Source organism: Microbacterium protaetiae (assembly GCF_004135285.1).
Lineage (GTDB): Bacteria > Actinomycetota > Actinomycetes > Actinomycetales > Microbacteriaceae > Microbacterium > Microbacterium protaetiae.
Genome location: NZ_CP035494.1, coordinates 2637321 through 2662593 on the forward strand (window position 1 = coordinate 2637321; position 25273 = coordinate 2662593).

A 25273-nucleotide genomic window follows, 5' to 3' on the forward strand; every position below is an offset into this window, starting at 1 on the left:
GCGCTGCTGCGCGGGGGCCGCTTGGCGCGGCCTTGTTCGCCCGTGGGCGTTGAGACAAGGGATTCCTCGCGAAACCTGGGGCGTCGCCCTGGGTTTCGACGTGAATCCCTTGTTTCGGCGAAGAGGGGGCTCGGGGGTGCGGGCGTGGGGCGCGGGGTGCGAGCCTACTGCGCGCGGAGCGCGAGGCTGCTGCGCGGGGGCCGCTTGGCGCGGCCTTGTTTGCCCGTGGGCGTTCAGACAAGGGATTCCTCCCGAAACCTGGGGCGTCGCCCTGGGTTTCGACGCGAATCCCTTGTTTCGGCGAAGAAGGGGCGCGGGCGGCGGGCGACGGGCGCCCAGCGGAGCGCGGCGGGCGACGGGCGACGGGCGACGGGCGACGGGCGCCGGGCGCCCAGCGCGGCGCGCGGGCCGCGGCATCCCGCGCCTGAACGCCTGCCAGCACCCTCAAAGGTCACGGGCGGATAACATGGGTGGGCGTGCCTGGGCTCAGGCCGGCGCACCGAATAGACCCGATAGATGGAGATCCTCCGTGGCCAACCCCCTCGAGAAAATTCTTCGCGCCGGCGAGGGCCGCATTCTGCGGCGGCTTCAGCAGGTCGCGAAGGCCGTCAACGCGCTCGAAGACGAGTATTCCGCGCTCACGGACGACGAGCTGCGTGGCGAGACGGCCGAGTTCCGGGAGCGGTATGAGAAGGGCGAGTCGCTCGACAAGCTCATGCCCGAGGCTTTCGCCGCTGTCCGTGAGGCCGCACGGCGCACGCTCGGTCAGCGTCCCTACGACGTGCAGCTGATGGGTGGCGCGGCCCTGCACCTGGGCAACATCGCCGAGATGAAGACCGGTGAAGGAAAGACCCTGGTCGCCACGCTGCCGGCCTATCTGAACGCGATCGCCGGCAAGGGCGTGCACATCATCACGGTCAACGACTTCCTCGCGTCATACCAGGCCGAGCTGATGGGCCGTGTGTTCCGGGCCCTGGGCATGACCACCGGCACCATCATCTCGGGCCAGACGCCCGACGTGCGCCGGGAACAGTACAACGCCGACATCACGTACGGCACGAACAATGAGTTCGGCTTCGACTATCTGCGCGACAACATGGCGTGGCAGAAGCAAGACCTCGTGCAGCGCGGCCACTTCTACGCGATCGTCGATGAGGTCGACTCGATCCTCATCGACGAGGCCCGCACCCCGTTGATCATCTCGGGCCCCTCATCGGGTGAGGCGAACCGCTGGTTCACCGAGTTCGCGAAGATCGCGAAGACCCTCGAGCCGGGGGTCGACTACGAGGTCGACGAGAAGAAGCGCACCGTCGGCGTGCTCGAGCCCGGCATCGAGAAGGTCGAGGACTACCTCGGCATCGACAACCTGTACGAGTCGGCGAACACCCCGCTGATCTCGTTCCTGAACAACTCGATCAAGGCCGTGGCCTTGTTCAAGCGCGACACCGACTACGTCGTGATGAACGACGAGGTCATGATCGTCGACGAGCACACCGGCCGCATCCTCGTCGGCCGGCGCTACAACGAGGGCATCCACCAGGCCATCGAGGCCAAAGAGAGCGTGCCCGTCAAGGCCGAGAACCAGACGCTGGCCACCGTCACGCTGCAGAACTACTTCCGGCTCTACGAGAAGCTCTCAGGCATGACCGGCACGGCCGAGACCGAAGCGGCCGAGTTCATGTCGACCTACAAGCTGGGCGTCGTGCCGATTCCGACGAACAAGCCGATGATCCGCAAAGACCAGTCCGACCTGGTCTACAAGAACGAGCAGGCCAAGTTCACGCAGGTCGTCGAAGACATCGCCGAGCGCCACGAGAAGGGCCAGCCGGTGCTGGTGGGCACCATCAGCGTCGAAAAGAGCGAGTACCTCTCGCGGATGCTGGCGAAGAAGGGCATCAAGCACGAGGTGCTCAACGCGAAGAACCACGCGCGTGAAGCCGAGATCGTGGCCCGTGCCGGCCGGCTGGGCGGAGTGACCGTCGCCACGAACATGGCCGGTCGTGGCACTGACATCATGCTCGGCGGCAACGCCGAGTTCCTTGCCGTGCAAGAGGTCAAGAGCCGCGGGCTCGACCCCGAAGAGACCCCCGAAGAGTACGAGCAGGCGTGGGATGAGGTCTACCCGGCCGTCAAGGCAAAGGTGGAGGCCGAGGCCGAAGAGGTCGTCAAGGTCGGTGGACTCTATGTGCTGGGCACCGAGAGGCACGAGTCGCGCCGCATCGACAACCAGCTGCGCGGACGTTCCGGACGTCAGGGCGACCCCGGTGAGAGCCGGTTCTACCTGTCGCTGACCGACGACCTGATGCGCCTGTTCCAGTCGGGCGCCGCCGAGGCGATTCTGGCGCGCACGAACTTCCCCGACGACGTGGCCATCGAGTCGAAGATGGTGACCCGCGCTATCCGCAGCGCGCAGTCGCAGGTCGAGGCGCGTAACGCCGAGATCCGCAAGAACGTGCTCAAGTACGACGACGTTCTCAACCGTCAGCGCGAGGCCATCTACGCCGACCGCCGGCAGATGCTCGAGGGCGACGACATCGCCGATCGCATCCAGCACTTCGTCGAAGACACCATCAACGCGATCATCGACGACCACACCTCGGTGGGTCACACCGAGAGCTGGGACTTCGACGCCCTGTGGTCGGAGTTGAAGACGCTGTATCCGGTGAGTGTGACCATCGACGAGGTCGTCGCCGAAGCGGGCAACAGAGGGCGGATCACCCCCGAGGTGCTCAAGCGCGAGATTCTCTCCGACGCGAAGATCGCTTACGGCAAGCGCGAGGAGAAGCTCGGCGAGGCCGCCATGCGCGAGCTGGAGCGCCGGGTCGTGCTGCAGGTGCTCGACCGCCGCTGGCGCGACCACCTCTACGAGATGGACTACCTCAAGGACGGCATCGGCCTGCGCGCCATGGCGCAGCGCGACCCGCTCGTGGAGTACCAGCGCGAGGGCTTCCAGATGTTCCAGACGATGATGGGGCAGATCAAGGAGGAGTCGGTCGGCTACCTCTACAATCTCGAGGTCGAGGTGCGTGCGCAGGCCGAAGGTGAGCTCGACGTCGAGGCCAAGGGCTTGGTCGCGCCCAGCCAAGATGGACAGCGCCTCGAATACTCGGCGTCGAACGAGGGCGGCGAGGTCGAGGTGCGCAACGATCGCGGACAAGTGCAGCAGGCGGCGACCAACCGCGTGCGCCAGGCGGCCGCGGCTGCCGCTGCCCAGGCGCCCGCGCCCGAGAAGCAGGCCCAGCCGGCCGCACGCGGCGCGTTCGGACAGCCGACCTCGGCTCCCTCGCAGGGCGATGCCCCCGCGGCCAACAACCGCGCCGAGCGCCGCGCCGCGCAGAAGCGCAAGTAGCAGAGGGTGGATGCCGCAGCCCGCGCGGGCCGCGGCATCCAGAGGGATATCCTGAACGGATGACTCCGCTGCGCCCTCTCGACCAGTCGAACAAGCTCAAGGATGTGCTCTACGAGATCCGCGGAGCAGCCCTGGCAGAGGCCGGCCGACTGGAGGCCGACGGCCACCGCATCTTGAAGCTGAACACCGGCAATCCGGCGATCTTCGGCTTCGACGCGCCCTATCAGATCGTGCGCGACATGATCGAGGCCGTCCCGTATGCGCACGGCTACAGCGACAGTCGCGGCATCATGTCGGCGCGCCGCGCGGTGGTGTCGCGCTACGAAGAGATCCCCGACTTTCCGAAGTTCGATCCCGACGACGTGTTTCTGGGTAACGGCGTGTCCGAGCTGATCACGATGACGATGCAGGCTCTGCTCGACACCGGCGACGAGGTGCTCATCCCGTCACCGGACTACCCGCTGTGGACGGCGATGACGAGCCTGGCCGGCGGTACCCCGGTGCATTACCGGTGTGATCCCGACGGCGATTGGCAGCCCGACCTCGAAGACATCCGCAGCAAGGTCACCGATCGCACGAAGGCGATAGTGGTGATCAACCCCAACAACCCCACCGGATCGGTGTACACGCGCCAGACGCTGCAGGGGATCGTCGACATCGCCCGCGAGCACTCACTGCTGCTGCTGGCCGACGAGATCTACGACCGCATCCTCTACGACGATGCCCAGCACATCAATCTGGCCACTCTCGCCCCCGACCTGCTGTGTCTGACGTTCAACGGCCTGTCCAAGACGTATCGCGTGGCCGGCTACCGCAGCGGATGGCTGGTCATCACCGGGCCCACCCAGCACGCGAGCGGGTTCCTCGAGGGCATCACGCTGCTCGCCTCCACCCGACTGTGCCCGAACGTGCCGGCGCAGCACGCGGTGCAGGCGGCGCTGTCGGGCGTGCAGTCCATCGACGCGCTCATCGGCCCGACCGGCCGGCTGCACGAGCAGCGCGACGTGGCCTGGGAAGGCCTGGAGGCCATCCCCGGGGTCAGCTGCTATCGGCCGCAGGGGGCGCTGTATGCGTTCCCGCGCTTGGACCCCGACGTGTACGAGATTCGCGACGACGGAAAACTGATCTACGACCTGCTGGTGGCCGAGCACGTGCTGGTGGTGCAGGGGACCGGGTTCAACTGGCCCACGCCCGACCACTTCCGCATCGTCACGCTGCCCGAGTCGCGGGTGCTCGCCGACGCGGTCGAGCGCATCGGCAACTTCCTGTCGTCGTACAAGCAGTAGGGCGCGTTCAACTCGCACCCGAGACGCGGCCTCGCAGTCGCGTCACAGCAGTGCGAGCGACGACGCCCGCCAGCGGTGATCCAGCCCCTCGAGCCGGATCGCCATCGCGCGGGTGCGGGCCGGGCCACCGATGACGACGACCGCCTCGACGGCGTCGTCGACGGGGGCGCCCAGATGCACGGAGCGAATGGACTGCACCGGACGGCTGGCGGCGATGCCGCGCGCACTGCGGGCACGGGCGGCCAGCGCACCGCGCGTGGCGAGGGAGCGGAAGGCGTCTTCGGTCATCCAGCGGGCGAGCTGGTTCACGTCGCGCACCCCGGCGAGCACTTCGAGCACTCCCTGGGCGAGATTGCGCAGCAGCGGTTCGGGGTCGGGCAGCTCGTCGGCCGACGTGCGCTCTGCGGCACCCGGATCGGGATCTCGCGCATACCGCTGAGCGGACGAGACTGCCGGATGCCACGCCATCGATGTACACCTCTCTCCGTCTCCCGCGGTGCGGGAGGATGCCAGGTCTTCCGCGCACCAGTAGAGCACACAGGCAACTCCCAGGGTGATGAGAACCCTCTCACCTGTGGATAACTTTCCGGCGGTGTCGTCGGCATCGCATACTCTCTGAGCGTGCGCTGGGATCGCTTCTTCGAAGACCTCGAGGGTCAGCTCGACTCCGAATGGGAGGCCGAGCGGGCGGCCCTCGACTCCGAGGCAGAGAGACTGCGGATGTCGCGGCTCGGCCTACGCGACCGCCTGCAGACGCTGCGCGCCGATCCGGCGTCCCAGCTGACGGTGGAGCTGGCCGACGGCGCCGTGCTGACGGGGCGGTTGACCGCCGTCGGCGCCGACTGGATGGGCATGTCGAGCTCGGACGAACACACCGTGGTCATCGCCCTCGGTGCCGTGGCGGCCGTCGGAATGCCGGAGGCCGAGGTGCTGCGCAGCGCGCGTGCCCAGCCACCGGCGCCGCAGCGGCTCGCCGAGCGTATGACGCTGGGCTTCGTGCTGCGCGATCTCGCCCGGCGACGTGTTCCGGTGACCCTGCATCTGCGCGCGGGTCGCACCCTGAGCGGCACCATCGACCGGGCACTTTCCGACCACCTCGACCTGGCGCTGCACGACGTGGGCGAACCGCGCCGGGCCGGCAGCATCGCGGGAGTGCGCATCGTGCCGCTGGACGCCGTGGCCTGGGTGCGCCTGGAGGCACACGCTGCCCAGCTGTGAGCCCGGCCCGCGGCATCCCGCAGTCGGAGGCGGCATCCCGCAGCCGGAAGTGGCCTCCCGCACCCGGAGGCGGCATTCCGGCGCCGACCCGCGGCATCCCGCGCCCGAAGCGGCCTCTCGCACCCGCGTAGACTTCCCGCGTGCATCCTGCCCTCGAGCCGTTCGACTCCGGCATGCTGGGGCGCCCCGACGGCGCCCGGCTGTACTGGGAGACATCGGGAAACCCGACCGGTCGCCCGGCCCTCTACCTGCACGGCGGGCCCGGCGGGGGACTGGGGCGCGGTGGATACCGGCGCAGGTTCGACCCCGACCGCCATCTGATCGTCGGGCTCGACCAGCGCGGGTGCGGGCGCAGCATCCCGTGGGCCATCGACGGCGCGCTCGACGCCAACACGACCCCTGCCCTGATCGACGACCTTGAAGCGCTGCGCGAGCATCTGGCGATCGATGCCTGGCTGATCCATGGCGTCTCGTGGGGATGCACGTTGGCGCTCGCCTATGCGCTGGCGCATCCCGGCCGCGTCACCGCGCTCGTGCTGACTGCCGTCACGACCGGCGGTCGCGACGAGATCGACTGGATCACCGAGTCGGTCGGGGCGGTGTTCCCCGAAGCGTGGCACCGGCTCGCGGCATCCGTCCCACCCGGAACCCGGGTGATCGACCACTACGCGCGGCTGCTGCGCGACCCGGATGCCGCGGTGCGGCGAGATGCCGCGGACGCCTGGGACGACTGGGAGTCGACGCACATCAGCCTCGATCCGGCGTGGCAGCCGGGCCCGCGCCACAGCTCAGCGCGGGAGCGGGAGAATTTCGCCGCGCTGGTCACGCACTACTGGGCGCACGACTGCTTTCTCGCCGAACCTCTCATCGATCGTGCGGGCGAGCTCGCGCAGATCCCCGGCGTTCTCATCCACGGGCGCCGCGACATCAGCGGGCCGGCGATCACGCCCTGGCGGCTGCATCGCGCGTGGCCGGGAAGCCGGCTGGAGATCATCGAGGATGAGGGCCACGGCGGCAATCGCGAGATGGAGCTGACCACCCGGGCCATCGACGCGTTCGCGCACTGACCTCAGTCGGGGCGGCGCACGTTCCCGGTGCCCCACAGCTCGGGGAAGCTGGCGGCGTTCGACTGGCGCCACAGGGCCATGCGACGGGTCTGCTCGGTCTGCTCGTCGAGGTAGGCCGCGACGCTGCCCTCGCTGATGCGCCACTGCGGCGGAACGCCGACCCGTACGCCGCGCACCTGTCCCTCCATCGCAAGGGCGATCACCTCGTCGACGGACAGCCCCAGCACCTCGGCGACCTGCGCGGGGGTGACCAGGCGCTCCTCGTCAGGAGACATATCGGGCATGCACTCATTATCTCCGGGATTGGCCGCTCGGCACCTGCGGTGTTCAGCCTGTGGATAACTTTCGACGCCCCGTGCCGGATTGCGCCACGATGAAGACATGACAGCACTCGACAGCGCCGCGTCGACGACCGTGACCATGCCGCGTCCGCGACGCCGCGGGTTCTGGACCGACGCCCGGTTCTTTCTCGGAGTCGTGCTCATCATCGCCTCGATCGCCGGCGTGTGGGCTGTCGTGTCACTGTCACGGCAGACGTCACCGGTCTACGCGGCAGCGCACACGATAGTGCCGGGTCAGAAGGTGACGGCGGCCGACCTCACCGTCATCGACGTGGCTCTCGGCCGCTCCGCCGATGCGTATCTGGCGCCCGGGGCGACGCTGAACGATGCCGTGGCGACCCGCACCATCGACGCCGGTGAACTCGTTCCGGCGGCGGCCACGGTCTCGGCGGCCAGCTCGCAGGTGACCACTGTCGTCGTGCACAGCAGTGCCGCCGTGCCCAGCAACGTCACGAGCGGAAGCACCGTGGATCTGTGGGCGGCGGCACCCACCGACGCTGGCACGTACGACACGCCGCGCATCCTCATCGCGAACGCCACCGTGGTCTCGGTCGCGCACGACGACTCGATGATCGGCGGCGGCGCCGATGCCATCGAGCTCGTGATCCCGCGCTCTGACGTCGCCGCGGCGCTGGCGGCGATCGCCGGCGAGTCGGCGTTGTCGGTCGTTCCGAGCGGGGGCCGATGATGCGCGCGGTGATCGTCGCGACCTCGCACTCGCGGGCGTTGGCCGCCGAACTCGAGCGGGCCGGGGTCGAGATCGTCGGCGCACTCGGCGCCGACCATCCTGCGGCCGGCGCCGCCGACCCGCTGCTGGACTCGGCCGATGCCCTCGTGCTCGAAATCGGCGCGCGCACGCTGACGGTCGAGGTGGTGGCCGCGTGCGATCGCGCCGGAGTGCGCATCGTGCCGCTGTGTGCGACCGAGGCTGCTGTTCGCCTGTCTGCTGCGTTCGGCCTCGCGCCCGCGCTGCCCTTCGACAGCGACGCCTGGACCATCGCGCAGGTGCTGGCGTCGGCACCCCCACCGGTGCTCGAAGCCGACACAGTGCGATCACAGGTGATCACCGTGTGGGGGCCGGCGGGCGCCCCCGGTCGCTCCACTCTCGCCGTCGAGCTGGCCGCCGAACTCAGCCGAGGACGACGGCGCGTGGGGCTGGTGGATGCCGATACCCACGCACCCGCCCTCGCGCTCATGCTCGGGCTCACCGATGAGGGCCCCGGCTTCGCCGCGGCCTGCCGACAGGCCGAGCGGGGCGCGCTCGATGCTGCCGAGCTCGACCGGATCAGCACCGCGGTGCCGGTCGCTGACGGTGCGGTCGCGGTTCTGTCCGGCATCAACCGGCCCTCGCGCTGGCCCGAGCTCAGCGACGGCCGGGTGACGGCGGCACTTCAGCGATGTCGCGACTGGGTCGAGTTCACCGTGGTGGATGCGGCATCCTCGCTCGAGCGCGATGAAGAGATCGTCAGCGACCTGGCCGATGGTCCACGGCGGAACGCGGCCACCCTCGCGGCCTTGCGAGCGGCCGACCGGATCGTCGCCGTGCTGGCTGCCGACCCCGTGGGCGTGGCCCGCTTTCTGCGGGCGTACGGCGAGCTGCGCGCCGTGGTCGGCAACACCCCGGTGGCAGTGGTCGCCAACCGGCTGCGCCCGGGGACCCTGGGCATCGATGCGCGGGGGCAGGTGCAGCGGACGCTGGAGAGGTTCGCCGGCATCAGCGACGTGTGGTTCATTCCGAACGATGCGCGTGGGGTCGACAAGGCGCTGCTGGCATCGCGCCCGGTCGTCGAGGCATCCCCACGGTCATCGGTGACACCGGCGGTGCGCCGGTTCGCCGCCGAGGCCGTGGCGCCCGCACCGACGCCGCCGCGCTCGTCGCCGCGCCGGTTGCGCCGGCGTGCGCGGGTGCGCGTCGCAGAGAGCGCCGTCGCACCGTAGGCTGATTCCGTGTCGACGCTCACGGATCTCGTCTACGCCCAGGGTCTCTCCAATGAGGCCGACGTCGAATGGCTGCACCGCCTGGCCGGCGACGGGCAGCTGCTCGCCGACCTCGCGTCGGCCGATGTGGTGATGTGGGTGCCCACCGCCGATGCCGAGTTCACCGCGGTCGCCCACACCCGGCCCGGGGGAGCGGCGACACTCTTCTACCGCGACATCGTCGGCGAACGGGTGCGGCCGCAGTGGCGGGCACAGGTTCGCTCGGCATACGCCAGCGGGCAGATCGTCGACTCTGCCTCGCCGGACTGGTTCGAAGAGACCCCCACGCGCGTGCGTGCAGTGCCGATCGTGCGTGAGGCGCCCCGCCCCGGCGAGCAGCCCAAGGTCATCGGCGTGCTCACACGGCACACCAACCTCAGCGAGGCGCGCACGCCCTCGCGCCAGCAGATCACCTTCAACGAGTGCGCCGACGATCTGTTCGGCATGATCTCGTTCGGGGACTTTCCCGATCTGTCGGCACCCACCGGCCCGCGCCGTGGTGCGCCGCGCGCCGCCGATGGCCTGATAAGACTCGACGTCGACGGCATGGCCACCTTCGCCAGCCCGAACGCCCTGTCGGCGTTCAACCGTCTCGGGTTCGACGACGAGCTCGAAGGCGAATCGCTCGTCGAGGTGGTCACCGGCATCCTGCCCGAGAAACGTCAGTTCGATGAATCGCTGCCACTCGTGCTGACCGGCCGTGCTCCCTGGCGTGCCGACGTCGATGCACGGGGCGTGACGATCTCGCTGCGCACGGTGCCGCTGCGCGACCACGGCACGCGCATCGGGGCGATAGTGCTCTGCCGCGACGTGACCGAGATGCGCCACCAGGAGCAGGAACTGATCACGAAGGATGCAACCATCCGCGAGATCCACCACCGGGTGAAGAACAATCTTCAGACCGTGGCCTCGCTGCTGCGCATCCAGGCGCGTCGCACGCACTCCGATGAGGCACGCGATGCGCTCACCCAGGCGATGCGGCGGGTATCGGCGATCGCCGTGGTCCATGACACCCTCGCGCAGGGCCTGGCACAGAACGTGGACTTCGACGAGGTGTTCCAACGCGTGCTCAAGCTGGTCGCCGAAGTGGCGGCCGGGGTGGGCACGCAGGCCAAGACGCACACGACGGGCACGTTCGGCACGCTGCCCACCGAATACGCCACGCCGCTGGCGCTCGCGCTGACCGAGCTGGTGACCAATGCCGTCGAGCACGGCCTGGCCGGCAAAGAGGGCGATGTCGAGATCAGCGCGGAGCGCTCAGACGAACGCCTCGAGGTGCGGGTTCGCGACACCGGGGTCGGCCTGCCCGAGGGGCAGGTCGGTCAGGGCCTGGGCACGCAGATAGTGCGCACGCTCATTCAGGGCGAGCTCAGCGGTTCGATCGACTGGCACACCCTGAACGGTGAGGGCACCGAGGTGACCATCGACATTCCGCTGCGCTATCTCGAGCGCGACGTGGTGTGATCCGCGTCGGGTGCTGCGGGCGTCGTCAGGAGGCGCGACGTGGTGTGATCCGCGTCGGGTGCTGCGGGCGTCGTCAGGAGGCGCGACGCGCGCGTGCGGCGCGGCGCTTGAGAGCGCGGCGCTCGTCTTCAGACAGGCCGCCCCACACGCCCGAGTCCTGACCGGTCTCGAGGGCGTACTGCAGGCAGATCTCGGTGACCGTGCATCGCGCGCACACCGCCTTCGCCTTCTCGATCTGCTCGACGGCAGGACCGGTGTTGCCGACCGGGAAAAACAGCTCCGGGTCGACAGTGAGGCAAGCGGCTTTGTCGCGCCAATCCATGGGGGTGCTCCTTGAGTGGGAAGATCACGTCGTGTGTCGGGTGTGGGTCCAGACCGGATTCGGGTTCCGGTAGCCTGGACATTGCGCGAGCAGAACGCTCGCCCCACCACGCTGTGGGAGCGCACAACGTCTTCCATGGTTTCACAGCGTTGCGCTCTAATCAAGGATTTTCTCTGGCCAAACCTCCGCAATGGGCTGTCAGTTCGCCGAAAGCCGAGCGACCCACTGGATTTGCGACACGACGCGTCGAAAGGGTTCTCAACGATGCGCACACCTCCCACCGCCCGCGTGGCGGCGATCATCCTCGGCCTGCAGGCGCTGGGACTGGTCATCCTTGTCGTGTGGCAGGTCATCGCGCTCGGTGAGGGCGAGTCCGCGTCGCTGCCCAGCGGCATCGCGCTGATCGTGCTGACACTGATCGGCGTGGTGGCGGTTGCGGCCTTCGCCGTCGCTGTTGTGCGGGGCGCATCGTGGGGGCGCTCGGGCGGAATCGTCGTGCAGCTGCTCATTCTCGCCGTCGCGCTGGGGGCCGCCACCGGCGGCTACGCGCATCCGCTGATCGGTCTGGCCCTGGCCGCGGTCGGCGTCGCAGGGCTGGTGCCGCTGGTGCTCGATGTGCGGCGGCAGGCTGCCGAACGTCGCGCGGCCGACGACGAGGCCCGCCGGTAGCGGCCGGGACCGGTGACGGGGGACTCGCCGGTCAGGTCTGGGCTACTGGTCGATGCCGAGCGTCTTGCGCAGCCGGGCCACGTGCCCGGTCGCCTTCACGTTGTACAGCGCGAGGGTGAGCGCGCCGTCGTCATCGATCACGAACGTCGAACGCAGCACGCCCTCGATCTTCTTGCCGTAGTTCATCTTCTCGCCCCACGCACCGTACGCGTCGTGCACCGCGTGGTCGGGGTCGCTCAGCAGCGGGAAGGTCAGTGCGTCGCGCTCGCGGAACTCGCGGAGTTTGGCGGGGGTGTCGCGCGAGATTCCGACCACGGTGTAGCCGGCCCCGCCCAGGGAGGCGATGCTGTCGCGGAAGTCGCATGCCTCGGTCGTGCATCCCGGTGTCATGGCCGCGGGATAGAAGTAGAGCACGACCTTCTGGCCGCGCAGATCGTGCAACGAGACGCTACGGCCGTCCTGGTCGAGAAGCGTGAAGTCGGGGGCAGGGTCTCCAGGATGCAGCGTGGTCATGCCTCCAGCCTACGGGGGTGGGATGCCGCGGCCCGCGGGATGCCGGCATCAGTGCTCGTGTGCGACCTCGGCGAAGGTCACCAGCAGCCGCTGCAACGAGTCCAGCCGCCCGGCGGCGGCGGGCCCCAGCACGCCCGAGGCGACGGCTTCGTTGAGCGCACAGTCGGGGGCATCGGGCAGGTGCGTGCAGCCGCGGGGGCACTGGCTGGCGACGTCGGCCAGGTCGGTGAAGGCATCGATGATGTGGTTCGGGTCCACGTGACCGAGACCGAACGAGCGCACACCGGGGGTGTCGATCACCCAGCCGTTGCCGTCGAGGCCGCGGTAGCGCAGCGACACCGTTGAACTCGACGTGTGCCGGCCCCGCCCGGTGACCTCGTTGACATGTCCGGTCGCCCGTTGCGCGTCGGGCACGAGAGCGTTCACGAGTGTGGACTTGCCGACGCCGGAGTGCCCGACGAACACCGTCGAGTGCCCGACCAGGGCCGCGCCGATCTCGGCGAGCGGCATCTGGCCGCGGGAGCTGCGGAACACGCGCAGGTCGATCCCGTCGAAGTGGCGAAGGAACTCGGTCGGGTCGGCCAGATCGGTCTTGGTCACCACGAGCAGGGGCCGGATGCCGGCATCCAGTGCCGCCACGAGGTAGCGGTCGACGAGCCGCGCGCGCGGTTCGGGGTCGGCGGCGGCCACGACCACGAGCATCTGATCGGCGTTGGCGACCACGACCCGTTCCACCTGGTCGGTGTCATCGGCGCTGCGCCGCAGCAGGGTGGTGCGCTCGGCCAGGCCGATGATGCGCGCGAGGGTGCCCTCTTGGCCGCTGGTGTCACCGACGACGCGGGCGATGTCGCCGGTGACGATCGCCTGGCGCCGCAGCTCGCGGGCGCGGGTGGCGGTGACCTCGTGCTCGTCGGGGGAGTCCTCGTCCACGAGCACGGTGTAACGGCCGCGATCCACGCCGAGCACGCGGGCCAGCACGGCGTCGGAATGTGCCGGGCGGCGTTTGGTGCGAGGCCGGTTCGCCTTCGGATTCGGGCGGACGCGCACGTCGGTCTCGTCGAACTCGGGTTCGTCGTCGTCGGTGTCGTCGAGCCAGCTCATGACACGGGCGCGGCTATGCCGCGGCATCCCCCGACTCGTCGCCGAGCATGCGGGCCCACAGCTGCGGGAATTCGGGCATGGTCTTCGCAGTCGTGCCGATGTCGTCGACCTCGACCCCGTCGACGGCGAGCCCCAGCAGCGCGCCGGTGGTGGCGATGCGGTGGTCGTGGTGGGCGAGCCACACCCCGCCGTGCAGCCGCCGGGGGATGATGCGGATGCCGTCGTCGAGCTCTTCGGCCTCGCCGCCGAGCGCGCGCAGGTTCTCGACGAGGGCAGCGATCCGGTCGGTCTCGTGCCGGCGGATGTGTCCGATGCCATGGATGGTCGTGGGTGCATCGGCCAGGGCGGCGAGTCCGACCAGGGTGGGTGTGAGCTCGCCCGCCGCAGACAGATCGAGATCGACGCCGGCGATGCGGTCGCCGGCGGTCACGTGCAAGGCGCCGCCGCGCCGCTGCGTGCGGGCGCCCATCACCGACAGGATGTCGGGCAGCAGCGCGCCCGGCTGGGTGGAGTGCACCGGCCACCCGCTGACCGACACGCGGCCGCCGGCCACCATCGCTGCGGCCAGGAACGGCGCGGCGTTGGAGAGGTCGGGTTCGACGTGCACGTCTTTGCCGCGGATCGGCCCGGCCGGAACGACCCACTCGGTGCCGCTGGGGCGCTCGACGTTCACGCCGCGGTGGGCGAGGGACTCGATCGTCATATCGATGTGGGGCATGCTGGGCAGCCGGTCGCCCTCGTGGATGAGGCGCAGACCGATGTCGAACCGCGGAGCGGCCAGCAGCAGGCCGGTGACGAACTGGCTGGTCGCGCTCGCGTCGATGGTCACCTCGCCCCCGCGGATCTGCCCGTGCCCGCGCACCGTGAACGGCAGCGCCCAGCGGCCCTCGTCGTCGACATCGACCCCCAGATCGCGCAGCGCCTTGATCATGGCGCCCATCGGGCGGTGCAGGGCGGTGCTGTGTGCGGTCAGGGTGATCTCACCCTCGACTAGCCCGGTGACCGGCGCGAGAAAGCGCATGACGGTTCCGGCCTGGCCGCAGTCGATCTCACCCGATGTGGGGGATGCCGCCAGCGGCGTGATCTGCAGATCGTCGCCGAACGCGCCCTGGCCGGCGATCGGCTCGACGCCGACCCCCAGCACGCGCAGCGCATCGATCATGCGGGCCGAATCGTCGGAATGCAGTGGCTCGTGCAGGGTGCTCGGCCCGTCGGCGAGCGCGGCGAGCACCAATTCGCGATTGGTGAGGGACTTCGAACCCGGCACGGTGACGGTGGCTTCGAGCGGTCCGGAGGCCGCCGGGGCGCGCCAGGGGCCGGTGTCGGACGAAGCGGCGGACACACGTGTTCCGGGGGTATGGGAATACCGGTAGTCGGTCATCGGGTTCTACCCTAACGAACCTGTGAATGGAGCCGGATGATTGCCACTCTGGAACGTCTCACCGTGCCGCAGAGCACACACGTAGACTTGCGAGCGATGGATGAGTCGCAGACCGCAGTCGACGTGAGCGCCCAATTCGAAGAGCAGGCGCTTCCCTACATGGATCAGCTGTACGCGGCCGCGATGCGCATGACGCGCAACCCGGCCGATGCTGCCGACCTCGTGCAGGAGACGTTCGTGAAGGCGTTCGGCTCGTGGAAGACGTTCACGCAGGGCACCAACCTCAAGGCGTGGCTGTACCGGATTCTCACGAACACCTACATCAACACGTATCGCAAGAAGCAGCGCGAGCCGTTCCAGAGCCCGATCGACGATCTCGAGGACTGGCAGCTCGGCGGAGCGGAATCGACGACCTCGACGACGTCGCGCTCGGCGGAAGCCGAAGCGATCGACCGGATGCCGGCATCCGTCGTCAAAGACGCGCTGCAGTCGATCCCCGAAGACTTCCGCATGGCGGTCTACCTCGCCGATGTCGAGGGCTTCGCCTACCAGGAGATCGCCGACATCATGAAGACCCCGATCGGCACGGTCATGAGCCGCCTGCACCGTGGCAGGCGTTTGCTGCGTGACTTGCTCGCCGACTACGCCGCTGAGCGCGGCATCACTGCACCAGGGAGTGGGAAATGACCGATTGCGGTTGTGAGAAGGCCCGCAAAGACCTCGAGGAGTACCTGCGCAACGAAGTGTGCAAGACCGAGGCCGCCGACATTCGTGAGCACCTCGAGTCGTGCCCCGGATGCCGCGACGAGGCGCTCGTCTCGCGCACGCTGACCGAAGTGCTGGCGCGGTCGTGCCGGGAGGCAGCGCCCGAAGAGCTGCGGGACATGGTCCTGAGCCGCCTGCGCGCGGAGCACACCGTCGCCGGCTGAGCCCGCGACCGAGCACACCGTCGCCGGCTGAGCCCGCGACCGAGCAGCCGGGGTTCAGCGCGCGCGGCGCTCTGACCCCTCCGGCGAGAACACGCGCAGGGCCGCCGGTACCGCGTCCACCCGCATCGGCAGCACCCCCATCGCGTCGCCGTCGGCGTAGCCGGTCGCCCCGGGCGCGTCGATGCGCACGCTGCGCGCACGGTAGGTCGATACGATCGGCAACGCCGTGTGTGTGGCCGAGTAGATCGTCGGCAGCACGCGCAGCAGCGCCCATCGGCCCGTGGCATCCACCGTCGTCACGTCAAGCAGTCCGTCGGCGAGGTCCGCGTCGGGACACATGCGCAAGCCGCCGCCATAGCTCGGACCGTTGCCGATCGCCGCGAGCACGAGGTCTTCTTCGAGTCGGACCGTGGTGCCGTCTTCGAGGTCCAGGTCGAGCGTGAACGGCAGTGAGTGCAGCGTCAGGAATTCGAGCAGCAGCGCGATCGTGTAGCGCGAGCCGCCGCGGGGCCAGCGCATCCGGTTCGCGCGATCGTTGACGCGGGCGTCGAAGCCGCTGGCCAGCACCGTGCCGAACAGTGCCGTGCCGCCGTCGGCGCGGGTCAGCCGCGCCAGGTCGACCTGCCGGGTGCGTCCGGCGATGACGGCGTCGGCTGCGGCATCCAACCCCATCTCATGCAGCCCGAGAGCGACAGCGAAGTCGTTGCCGGTCCCGGCCGGAACGATGCCGAACGGGATGCCGGTGCCGGCCACCTCCTGAAGGGCGATGTTGACCGTCCCGTCGCCGCCGGCCACCAGCACCGCCTCGGCCCCGGAGTCGATGGCCAGGCGCAGCAGCTGCGCCGACTCGGCCGCCGAGCCGCCCGAGACCAGCGTCGTGGACATGCCGTGCGCGCGCAGCCGCTCGGCCACGCGCTCTGCGGCGGCAAGCGACGCGCCCCCGCGCGCGGCGGGGTTCACCAGCAGCGCGACGCTCACGGCGCGGGTTCCTCGGGCACGCATCGACCCTATCGGTCGATGGCGCACGCTGCCGCACGCTGCACTGGGCAGCCGCGCGATCGCCGTGCGCTGCCGCACTCCGCCGCACGCTGGACTGGGCAGCCGCGCGATCGCCGTGCGCTGCCGTCCCGAGTGGTCGCTTCCGGCGTGCGATGCGGCAGATTCGGACGACGATGTCGGCGGCGATGTCGGTGGGGCGGGTGACTGCCGTCCCGATGTGTCGCGTCGGGTGGGTGATGGGACGGATTGGGACGGCGCACGGGGTGGGGCGGGCTGACGCCGTCCCGATGTGTCGCTTCGGGTGGGTGATGCGGAAGATTCGGACGGCGATGTCGGCGGCGATGTCGGTGGGGCGGGCTGATGCCGTCCCGAGTGGTCGCTTCCGGCGCGCGATGCGGCAGATTCGGACGGCGATGTCGGCGGCGATGTCGGCGGACGGGCGAACGCCGTCCCGATGTGTCGCTTCGGGTGGGTGATGGGGCGGATTGGGACGGCGAATGCGGCGGGGGCGGGTGTCTGCCGTCCCGATGTGTCGCTTCGGGTGGGTGATGCGACAAAGTGGGACGGCAATCGGCCGCGCCGACCAGGTGAGACGGCAATCGGCCGCGCCGACCAAGTGGGACGGCAATCGGCCGCGCCGACGAGATGGGACGGCAATCGGCTGCGCCAACCGGGCGAGACGCCAATCGGCCGCAGTGAGCGAACACACCGGGCAGACGCGGAAGCGGGTGAGACCCGCGTCTTCGTCTGCCCGGCGTCGCACGCGGGCTGCAGCCCGCTACAGGGTCGTGGCCTGCGCGATGATCGCGGCGGCCTCGGCGGCGTGCACCTTCGGCGAACCAGTCGCCGGAGATGCGGCCGCTGCACGCGAGATGCGGCGCACCGGGCGACCGCCCAGGTGTTCCACGACCTCGAGCGCGATGAACGGCCAGGCACCCTGGTTCTCAGGCTCGTCCTGCACCCACACCAGCTCGGCGTCGGGGTACTGCGCCAGCACCGTGTTCAGCTCGTCGATCGGCGCAGGATAGAACTGCTCGAGGCGCACGAGTGCGACGGCAGGGTTCGGGTTCTTGGTGAGCTCGGCCTTCAGATCCCAGTGGATCTTGCCCGAGTGCAGCAGCACTCGCTTGACGGCCGACTTGTCGATGCCCCGCTCGTCGTCGAGCACGGGCTCGAACTTGCCGGTGAGGAAGTCTTCGACCTGGCTGGTCGCTCCGCGCAGACGCAGCATCGCCTTCGGGGTGAACACGATCAGCGGCCGGCGCGGACGGGCGTAAGCCTGCCGACGCAGCAGGTGGAAATAGGATGCCGGGGTCGAAGGACGAGCGACGGTCATGTTGTTCTGCGCACACAGCTGCAGGTAGCGCTCGATGCGGGCCGACGAGTGGTCGGGGCCCTGGCCCTCGTAGCCGTGGGGGAGGAGCAGCACAACGCTCGACTGCTGGCCCCACTTCTGCTCGGCCGATGAGATGAACTCGTCGACGACCGACTGCGCACCGTTGGCGAAGTCGCCGAACTGCGCCTCCCAGAGGGTGAGCGCATCGGGCCGCTCCACCGACCAGCCGTACTCGAAAGCCATCGCCGCGTACTCACTGAGCAGCGAGTTGTACACCCAGAAGCGTCCCTGGTTCGCCGAGAGGTTCGTCAGCGGAATCCACTCCTGGCCGTTCTCGCGGTCGTGCAGCACCGAGTGGCGTTGCACGAAAGTGCCGCGCTGCGAGTCCTGACCGGCCAGACGCACGGGGGTGCCCTCCAGCAGCAGCGAGCCGAAGGCGAGCAGTTCGCCGAAGCCCCAGTCGATGTCGCCGTTGCGGCTCATGTCCAGTCGCTTGTCCAGCAGCTTGTCGAGCTTCGGGTGCACCGTGAAGCCATCGGGCTTGTTCACGAACGCGTCGCCGATCGACTCGATGACGGCACGATCCACACCGGTGGTTTCGGGCTCGCCCGCGAAGACGTCTTGGTTCGCGGCATCCGGAGCCACCACCGGAGACGTGCCCGTCTCGGCTGCGTGGGTTTCGGCGAAGGCGATCTCGAGGCGGTCCTGGAAGTCCTTCTTGGCCGTCTCGTACTCGTCTTCAGTGATGTCGCCGCGGCCGACGAGAGCCTCGGTGTACAGTCGGCGCACCGACCGCTTCGCCTCGATGAGGTTCGTCATCAGCGGCTGGGTCATCGACGGGTCGTCGCCCTCGTTGTGACCGCGACGGCGGTAGCAGACGATGTCGATGACGATGTCGCGGTGGAACTCCTGACGGTAGCGGAAGGCCACCTCGGCCACGTGCACCACGGCTTCGGGGTCGTCACCGTTCACGTGCAGGATCGGCGCCTGGATCGTCTTGGCGACATCGGTCGCGTACACCGAGGTGAAGCCGTCGTTGGGCAGGGTGGTGAAACCGACCTGGTTGTTGACGACGACGTGGATGGTGCCGCCGGTGCGGTAGCCGCGCAGCTGTGACATCTGCAGCGTCTCGACGACCACGCCCTGACCGGCGAACGCGGCATCGCCGTGCACGAGGATCGGCAGGTAGGTGAACGAGCCCATCGGCTTGCGGTCCTGCTTGGCGCGCACGATGCCCTCGAGCACGCCGTCGACGGTCTCGAGGTGCGAGGGGTTGGCCGCCAAGTGGATCGGCAGCTGCTTTCCGTCATCGGCCACGAACGTGCCGTCGGTGCCCAGGTGGTACTTCACATCGCCCGAGCCGCTCTTGTTGCCGACGGCGACCGAACCTTCGAACTCACGGAAGATCTGGCTGTACGTCTTGCCGGCGATGTTCGTGAGCACGTTGAGCCGGCCGCGGTGGGCCATGCCGATGGCCGCGCCGTCCATACCCGACGAGGCCGCGCCCTGCAGGGTCTGATCGAGGAAGGGAATCAGCGACTCGCCGCCCTCGAGTGAGAACCGCTTCTGACCGACGTACTTGGTCTGCAGGAAGGTCTCGAACGCCTCGCCCTGGTTCAGCTTGCTGAGGATGCGCAGCTGCTCGTCGTGGCTCGGCTTCTGGTACGGCACTTCCATGTTCTCTTGGAACCACTTGCGCTGGGCAGGGTCCTGGATGTGCATGTATTCGATGCCGATGGTGCGGCAGTACGAGTCACGAAGGACGCCGAGGATGTCGCGCAGCTTCATCTGGCGCTTGCCACCGAAGCCGCCGGTGACGAACTCACGGTCGAGGTCCCAGAAGGTCAGACCGTGGGTTTCGATCTCGAGGTCGGGGTGCGTGCGCTGTACGTACTCGAGCGGGTCGATGTCGGCCATCAGGTGCCCGCGCACCCGGTAGGAGTTGATGAGCTCCTGCACACGTGCGGTCTTGTCGACGCGCTCTGCGACGTCGACCTTGATGTCCTGCGCCCAGCGGATGGGGGCGTAGGGAATGCGCAGCGCGGCGAAGATGGCGTCGTAGAAGCCGCGCTCGCCCACCAGCAGCTCGTGCACCTTCTTCAGGTACTCGCCCGAGCCCGCACCTTGGATCACGCGGTGGTCGTAGGTGCTGGTCAGGGTGATGGTCTTGCCGATGCCCAGCTCGTTGAGCGTGCGGGCGCTGGACCCTTGGAACTCGGCGGGGTACTCGAGGGCGCCGGCGCCGATGATGCAGCCCTGGCCCTTCATCAGACGGGGGACCGAGTGCACGGTGCCGATGCCGCCCGGGTTGGTCAGCGAGATGGTGGTGCCGGCGAAATCGGTCGCGGTGAGCTTGTTCGCGCGGGCCCGCTTGACGAGGTCTTCGTACGAGGCCAGGTACTCGTTGAAGGTGAGGGTGTCGGCCCGCTTGATGCTGGGCACCAGCAGTGCGCGGGTGCCGTCGGGCTTGGGCAGATCGATCGCGATGCCCAGGTTGATGTGGGCGGGTGCGACCACCGACGGCTTGCCGTCGACCTCGGCGAAGAACACGTTCTGGCTGGGGAACTCTTTGAGCGCCTGGATCATCGCCCAGCCGATCAGGTGGGTGAAGCTCACCTTGCCGCCCCGGGAGCGGGCCAGGTGGTTGTTGATGACGATGCGGTTGTCGATCATCAGCTTCGCCGGGATCGTGCGGACGCTGGTCGCGGTGGGGACCGTGAGCGACTGGTCCATGTTCGCGGCGAGGGTCTTGGTCATGCCGCGCAGCGGCGTCACGACGTCTTCGTCGGCGGATGCCTCGTGCTCGTCGCCGTTCTTCGCCTTCACCTTCGGCGCCTGCGCCGGGATGGGCTGCGGCGCGGCGGGCTTGGCCGTGGTGCGCGCGACCGGCTGGCTGCCGATCACCGGGACGGGGGCCGTCACCGGGTGTGCGTCGGCGGAGGGAGTGGTCACCGGTGGGACCGTGGTGGCGGTGTCGTTCACGCCGCCGATCCCGCTCGTGTCCACCGGGTGATAGGCCTCGAGGATGGGCCACCACGACTTGTCGACGGAATTCCTGTCCTTCGTGAACTGCTCGTAGAGTTCATCGACGAGCCATTCATTGGCCCCGAACTCTCCCTCGCTCGAAGTCCCGACGCCTGTGACCTGGCTCGACACTTTGGCTCGCCTGCTTTCCTCGCTGAGATCTGGGTCTGTGCGCGGCTCCGGAGAGCCACTGCGCACGAGCAACAAGCCTAGCCCCCTCGCCTGTGCGATCGCTCCGGGGCACGGGGTGCTGACCCCATGTGAATCGCCAGCACTTTCCCCAGCGGAAGGAATGGCTAGCCTTGACAACATGGAGTTCTACGGAGAGCAGCCGGCGGTCGATCTGACGTACTCCGACGTCTTTCTCGTTCCGCGTCGCTCAGACGTCACCAGCCGCCTCGACGTCGACCTGTCACCGGGCGACGGCACGGGTGCGACCATCCCGCTCGTGTCGGCGAACATGAACTCCGTCACGGGCGCGCGACTGGCCGCCACCCTGGCGCGCCGCGGGGGCCTGGGCGTGTTGCCGCAAGATATGCCGCTGCAGGAATTGGATGCCGCGATCCGGTGGGTCAAGGCACAGCCGGTGCCGTGGGACACCCCGGTCGTGTTGCCCTCCCACGCCACGGTCGCCGACGCTGCGCGCATCCTCCCGCCGATCGACGGGTATGGCATCGTCGTGGCCGACGCGCCCGTCGAGGGGATGAGTATCGATGCGGTGCGTGGCGTCGTTCCGGCCGGACGCCTGGGCACGGCACTGCCCGATGCGCAACTGGGCGATCTCGTGCACGCCCGGCCGATGGCCATCGATGCCGAAGACGTCACCGACGCCCGGCATGCCTTCGACCTGATCGTCGACGCAGAAGCCGAGACCGTGTGCGTGCTGCGGCACGGCGCCCTGGTGGGAACGCTGTCGCGGCGCAGTGCGCTGCGCGCCACGCTCTACCGCCCCGCGGTCGATGCCGACGGCAGGCTGATCGTGGCCGCCGCGATCGGGATCAACGGCGACGTGCAGGCCAAGGCGAAGGCCCTGGTGGCCGCCGGTGTGGACGTGCTCGTGCTCGACACCGCGCACGGCCACCAGGACGGCATGCTGCGTGCCCTGCAGCAGGTGTCGGATCTCGACCTGGGCCTGCCGTTGGTGGCCGGCAACGTCGTGACCGCCGAAGGTGTGCACGACCTGGTCTCGTCGGGAGCGACGATCCTGAAGGTCGGGGTCGGCCCGGGCGCCATGTGCACGACCCGCATGATGACCGCCGTCGGGCGCCCCCAGTTCTCCGCGGTGCTCGAGACCGCGCAGGCGGCGCGCCTCATGGGCGCGCACGTCTGGGCCGATGGCGGAGTGCGCTACCCGCGCGATGTCGCCTTGGCGCTGGCCGCCGGCGCGGCATCCGTCATGATCGGATCATGGTTCGCCGGCACCGTGGAGGCACCCGGCGAACTGCTCGCCGACGCTGACGGACGTGTCTACAAGGAATCGTGGGGGATGGCCTCGACGAAGGCCGTGCGTGAGCGGTTCGGCCGGCTGGCCGCCTACGAGCTGGCCCGCAAGGAGCTTTTCGCCGAGGGCATCTCGTCGTCGAAGATCTACCTCGACCCGCTGCGCCCGGGCCTGGAAGACCTTCTCGACATGATCACCTCGGGCGTGCGCTCGTCGTTCACCTACGCCGGCGCGCGCAGCGTCGCCGATTTCCACGAGCGTGCGCGCGTGGGTCTGCAGTCGGCGGCCGGCTACGAAGAGGGCAAGGCGCTGCCGGTCAGCTGGTAGCGCACCCGTGCGGATGCGGCATCCCACCCGCGACGGCGGGCATAGAATATTCCGCACGATGGACGACCCGCCGAGTTGCAGACGCCCGCCCCACGATCCAGGCCCCGCGAAGCGGGGTGATCAGTGATGGACTACATCCTGCTGGGCGTGGGGCTGCTGCTCACGATCGGCACCGGTCTGTTCGTGGCGAGCGAGTTCGCACTCGTCAACCTCGACCGCGCCGACCTCGAAGCCCGCCAGGCGCGCGGCGAGACGCGACTGGCGCTGACGATCGCGGCGCTGCGCAAGACCGCGACGCACCTCTCCAGCGCGCAGCTGGGCATCACCCTGACCACGCTGCTGACCGGTTACACGATGGAACCGGCCATCTCGAATCTGCTGCGACCGCTCCTGGACGGGTGGGGGATTCCGGATGCCGCGGTGCGGCCGATCTCGGCGGTGATCGGGGTGGCGGTCGCCACGATCCTGTCGATGATCCTCGGCGAACTCGTGCCGAAGAACTTCGCCCTGGCGCTGCCCCGACGCACCGCCAAGCTCGTGCTGCCGTTCCAGGTGGCCTTCACGACGGTGTTCAAACCCGCCGTGGCACTGCTGAACGGCTCGGCCAACGGGGTGCTGCGCGCGATGGGGATCGAGCCGAAGGAAGAGCTGTCGGGGGCGCGAACCGCCTCGGAGCTGTCGAGCCTGGTGCGGCGCTCGGCCAGCGCCGGCGTGCTGGAGGAAGACACCGCGTCGCTGCTGGATCGCAGCCTGACCTTCTCGCAGCTGACCGCCGCCGATGTGATGACGCCGCGGCCCAGCGTGCACGCGCTGGCTGCCGACGACAGCGCCGAAGACGTCATCCAGCTGGCACGGCGCACCGGGCACAGCCGGTTTCCGGTGTTCGACGACTCGCTCGACGACATCGTGGGCATCGTGCACTTGAAATCGGCCGTGAGCGTGCCGCGTGAGCGCCGGGCCGATGTGCCGGCTGCGGCGCTGGCGCAAGAGGCGCTGCGCGTGCCCGAGTCGCTGCACCTGGACGGCCTGCTGACCGAACTGCGCTCGCGTGGTTATCAGCTGGCCGTCGTCGTCGACGAGTACGGCGGCACCGCGGGCCTGGTGACTCTGGAGGACCTCGTCGAAGAGATCGTGGGTGAGGTGCTCGACGAGCATGACCGGCGTCGCGCCGACCTGGTGCGCGGTGGCGAGACGGTGACCTTCCCGGCCGATTGGCGACCCGACGAGCTGCGCGACCGCGCGGCGGTGCGGGTGCCCGAGAACGACGTGTACGACACCGTCGGCGGGTACATCATGAGCGTGCTCGAGCGCATTCCGACCGTCGGCGACACGGTCGAGATCGACGGGGGAACGCTGACGGTGGCACGGATGGACGGGCGACGCATCGATCGGGTGACGTTCACGCCGGTGCAAAGTCCGCTGAACGATGCGGGAGGTGAGTCGGCATGAGCGATTGGGCGGGGATCATCTGGCTGGTCGTGCTGCTGGTGGGCAACGCCTTCTTCGTCGGCGCCGAGTTCGCGGTCGTCTCGGCGCGGCGCTCGCAGATCGAGCCGCTGGCCGAGAACGGCTCGCGCGCCGCAAAGACGGCGCTGTTCGCGATGGAGCATGCGACCCTCATGCTGGCGACCACGCAGCTGGGCATCACCATCTGCTCGCTGCTGATCTTGAACGTGTCGGAGCCGGCCATCCACCACCTGCTGTCGGTGCCGCTGGGGCTCACGGGGGCCGCCGAGGCGGTCGTCGACGTGGTCGCGTTCGTCATCACGCTCGTGCTCGTGTCGTATCTGCATGTCGTGTTCGGCGAGATGGTGCCCAAGAACCTCGCGTTCTCGGTGCCCGACCGTGCGGTGCTGCTGCTGGCGACCCCGCTGGTGTGGCTGTCGAAGGTGTTCCACCCGATCATCGTCGCGTTGAACTGGATGGCCAACGGCGTCGTCAAGCTCTTCGGCGTCGAGCCGAAGGCCGAGGCATCCTCGACCTTCACCCTCGACGAGGTGGCGACCATCGTCGATCAGTCCCGACGCGAGGGAGTGCTGCAGGATGTCTCGGGCACGGTGGCCGCCGTCGTCGAGTTCACCGACAAGAAGGCCGCCGACATCGCCGTGCCGCTGGGCGAGCTGGTCACGCTGCCGCGCACGGTGACCCCGGCCGAGATCGAGCATGCGGTGTCACAGTACGGATTCTCGCGGTACGTGGTCACCGATGACGACGGGGAGCCGATCGGCTACGTGCATCTGAAAGACGTGCTGCGTGCCGCCGAGGGTGGGGATGCCGCCGCCGAGGTGGAGCGGCCGGTGCCGGCCAAGCGCATCCACCACATGGTGCCGGTGCTGCAGACGACCGATCTCGAGGATGCCCTCGCGCTCATGCGGCGGGCCGGTCGCCACCTCGCCCAGGTGCGCGACCTGGACGGTCGCATCACCGGTGTGCTGTTCCTCGAAGACGTTCTCGAGGAGCTCATCGGCGAGGTGCAGGATGCCACTCGCCGGGGTCGCCGCGGCCGGTGAGGTCGCGTTTGTCTCGCCG

At 69.1% G+C, this 25273-nt stretch carries 21 protein-coding genes; 13 read left to right on the forward strand and 8 right to left on the reverse strand.

All coding sequences use genetic code 11. The annotated features are described in order from the left end of the window. The first annotated feature begins 529 nt into the window (after window positions 1-529). Together secA and ET475_RS12190 are read left to right on the forward strand one after the other, a co-directional pair. The gene (gene secA, locus ET475_RS12185; protein WP_129390542.1) at window positions 530-3349 is read left to right on the forward strand and encodes a preprotein translocase subunit SecA; all 2820 of its coding nucleotides are present in this window, start codon (window positions 530-532) and stop codon (window positions 3347-3349) included. A 59-nt stretch (window positions 3350-3408) separates the two neighbouring features. Next, a complete protein-coding gene (locus ET475_RS12190; protein ID WP_129390545.1) occupies window positions 3409-4635 on the forward strand; it encodes a pyridoxal phosphate-dependent aminotransferase in 1227 nt (408 codons plus the stop codon). Window positions 4636-4677: 42 nt separating this feature from the next. Here the strand turns inward: ET475_RS12190 and ET475_RS12195 are convergent, their stop codons facing one another. Beyond that, window positions 4678-5103: an Rv3235 family protein gene (locus ET475_RS12195; protein WP_242497623.1), complete on the reverse strand. Its 426-nt coding sequence runs from the start codon at window positions 5101-5103 to the stop codon at window positions 4678-4680. A gap of 153 nt (window positions 5104-5256) precedes the next feature. Here ET475_RS12195 and ET475_RS12200 point away from each other — a divergent pair, with 153 nt between their 5' ends. Together ET475_RS12200 and ET475_RS12205 are read left to right on the forward strand one after the other, a co-directional pair. Then, complete coding sequence (locus ET475_RS12200; protein WP_129390548.1) at window positions 5257-5853, forward strand: hypothetical protein; 597 nt, start codon at window positions 5257-5259, stop codon at window positions 5851-5853. 140 nt (window positions 5854-5993) lie between these two features. Beyond that, window positions 5994-6920, forward strand: coding sequence for an alpha/beta fold hydrolase (locus ET475_RS12205; protein ID WP_242497624.1), 927 nt, complete (start codon window positions 5994-5996; stop codon window positions 6918-6920). 2 nt (window positions 6921-6922) lie between these two features. Here ET475_RS12205 and ET475_RS12210 read toward each other — a convergent pair whose 3' ends face one another. Next, window positions 6923-7204, reverse strand: a complete 282-nt coding sequence (locus tag ET475_RS12210; protein ID WP_129390551.1) for a helix-turn-helix domain-containing protein — start codon at window positions 7202-7204, stop codon at window positions 6923-6925. A 97-nt stretch (window positions 7205-7301) separates the two neighbouring features. On the opposite strand from ET475_RS12210, the gene ET475_RS12215 reads away from it, so the two are divergent. Genes ET475_RS12215 through ET475_RS12225 form a run of 3 tightly spaced genes read left to right on the forward strand, consistent with a single transcriptional unit; the run spans window position 7302 to window position 10702 of the window. Continuing rightward, the gene (locus ET475_RS12215) at window positions 7302-7949 is read left to right on the forward strand and encodes an SAF domain-containing protein (RefSeq protein ID WP_207205345.1); all 648 of its coding nucleotides are present in this window, start codon (window positions 7302-7304) and stop codon (window positions 7947-7949) included. Then, complete coding sequence (locus tag ET475_RS12220) at window positions 7949-9199, forward strand: CpaE/TadZ family protein (RefSeq protein WP_129393932.1); 1251 nt, start codon at window positions 7949-7951, stop codon at window positions 9197-9199. Before ET475_RS12215 ends, ET475_RS12220 begins: the two co-directional genes overlap by 1 nt. Window positions 9200-9208: 9 nt before the next feature. Further along, the gene (locus ET475_RS12225; protein ID WP_129390554.1) at window positions 9209-10702 is read left to right on the forward strand and encodes a sensor histidine kinase; all 1494 of its coding nucleotides are present in this window, start codon (window positions 9209-9211) and stop codon (window positions 10700-10702) included. 73 nt (window positions 10703-10775) lie between these two features. Here ET475_RS12225 and ET475_RS12230 read toward each other — a convergent pair whose 3' ends face one another. Continuing rightward, a complete protein-coding gene (locus ET475_RS12230) occupies window positions 10776-11024 on the reverse strand; it encodes a WhiB family transcriptional regulator (protein ID WP_029146319.1) in 249 nt (82 codons plus the stop codon). A gap of 264 nt (window positions 11025-11288) precedes the next feature. Between ET475_RS12230 and ET475_RS12235 the strand changes: the two genes are divergently transcribed. Further along, window positions 11289-11693: a histidine kinase gene (locus ET475_RS12235; RefSeq protein ID WP_129390557.1), complete on the forward strand. Its 405-nt coding sequence runs from the start codon at window positions 11289-11291 to the stop codon at window positions 11691-11693. 42 nt (window positions 11694-11735) lie between these two features. Here the strand turns inward: ET475_RS12235 and bcp are convergent, their stop codons facing one another. From bcp to aroA, 3 genes are read right to left on the reverse strand one after another with little or no spacing between them, the layout of a single operon-like run. Further along, window positions 11736-12206 (reverse strand): thioredoxin-dependent thiol peroxidase, encoded by a 471-nt coding sequence (gene bcp / locus ET475_RS12240; RefSeq protein ID WP_129390560.1) that lies wholly within the window; start codon window positions 12204-12206, stop codon window positions 11736-11738. Window positions 12207-12254: 48 nt separating this feature from the next. Continuing rightward, window positions 12255-13307 (reverse strand): ribosome small subunit-dependent GTPase A, encoded by a 1053-nt coding sequence (gene rsgA, locus ET475_RS12245; RefSeq protein WP_129390563.1) that lies wholly within the window; start codon window positions 13305-13307, stop codon window positions 12255-12257. Between the two features lie 13 nt (window positions 13308-13320). Continuing rightward, window positions 13321-14688 (reverse strand): 3-phosphoshikimate 1-carboxyvinyltransferase, encoded by a 1368-nt coding sequence (gene aroA / locus ET475_RS12250; protein ID WP_129390566.1) that lies wholly within the window; start codon window positions 14686-14688, stop codon window positions 13321-13323. 36 nt (window positions 14689-14724) lie between these two features. On the opposite strand from aroA, the gene ET475_RS12255 reads away from it, so the two are divergent. After that, complete coding sequence (locus ET475_RS12255) at window positions 14725-15375, forward strand: sigma-70 family RNA polymerase sigma factor (protein WP_129390569.1); 651 nt, start codon at window positions 14725-14727, stop codon at window positions 15373-15375. Then, window positions 15372-15617 carry a zf-HC2 domain-containing protein gene (locus ET475_RS12260; RefSeq protein WP_129390572.1) on the forward strand — a complete coding sequence of 82 codons (246 nt, stop codon included), beginning with the start codon at window positions 15372-15374 and terminating at the stop codon, window positions 15615-15617. Before ET475_RS12255 ends, ET475_RS12260 begins: the two co-directional genes overlap by 4 nt. Before the next feature lie 54 nt (window positions 15618-15671). Here ET475_RS12260 and ET475_RS12265 read toward each other — a convergent pair whose 3' ends face one another. Both ET475_RS12265 and ET475_RS12270 read right to left on the reverse strand, forming a co-directional pair. Continuing rightward, window positions 15672-16595, reverse strand: a complete 924-nt coding sequence (locus tag ET475_RS12265; RefSeq protein ID WP_129390575.1) for a diacylglycerol kinase — start codon at window positions 16593-16595, stop codon at window positions 15672-15674. A 799-nt stretch (window positions 16596-17394) separates the two neighbouring features. After that, window positions 17395-21108, reverse strand: a complete 3714-nt coding sequence (locus ET475_RS12270; RefSeq protein ID WP_129390578.1) for a multifunctional oxoglutarate decarboxylase/oxoglutarate dehydrogenase thiamine pyrophosphate-binding subunit/dihydrolipoyllysine-residue succinyltransferase subunit — start codon at window positions 21106-21108, stop codon at window positions 17395-17397. A gap of 178 nt (window positions 21109-21286) precedes the next feature. On the opposite strand from ET475_RS12270, the gene guaB1 reads away from it, so the two are divergent. The 3 genes from guaB1 to ET475_RS12285 all read left to right on the forward strand — a co-directional run bounded on the left by guaB1 (window position 21287) and on the right by ET475_RS12285 (window position 25254). Then, entirely contained in the window at window positions 21287-22744 is a 1458-nt protein-coding gene (gene guaB1 / locus ET475_RS12275; RefSeq protein WP_129390582.1) for a GMP reductase, read from the forward strand. A gap of 126 nt (window positions 22745-22870) precedes the next feature. Next, a complete protein-coding gene (locus tag ET475_RS12280) occupies window positions 22871-24193 on the forward strand; it encodes a hemolysin family protein (protein WP_129393934.1) in 1323 nt (440 codons plus the stop codon). Continuing rightward, the gene (locus ET475_RS12285) at window positions 24190-25254 is read left to right on the forward strand and encodes a hemolysin family protein (RefSeq protein WP_129390585.1); all 1065 of its coding nucleotides are present in this window, start codon (window positions 24190-24192) and stop codon (window positions 25252-25254) included. Before ET475_RS12280 ends, ET475_RS12285 begins: the two co-directional genes overlap by 4 nt. Window positions 25255-25273: the final 19 nt, after the last annotated feature.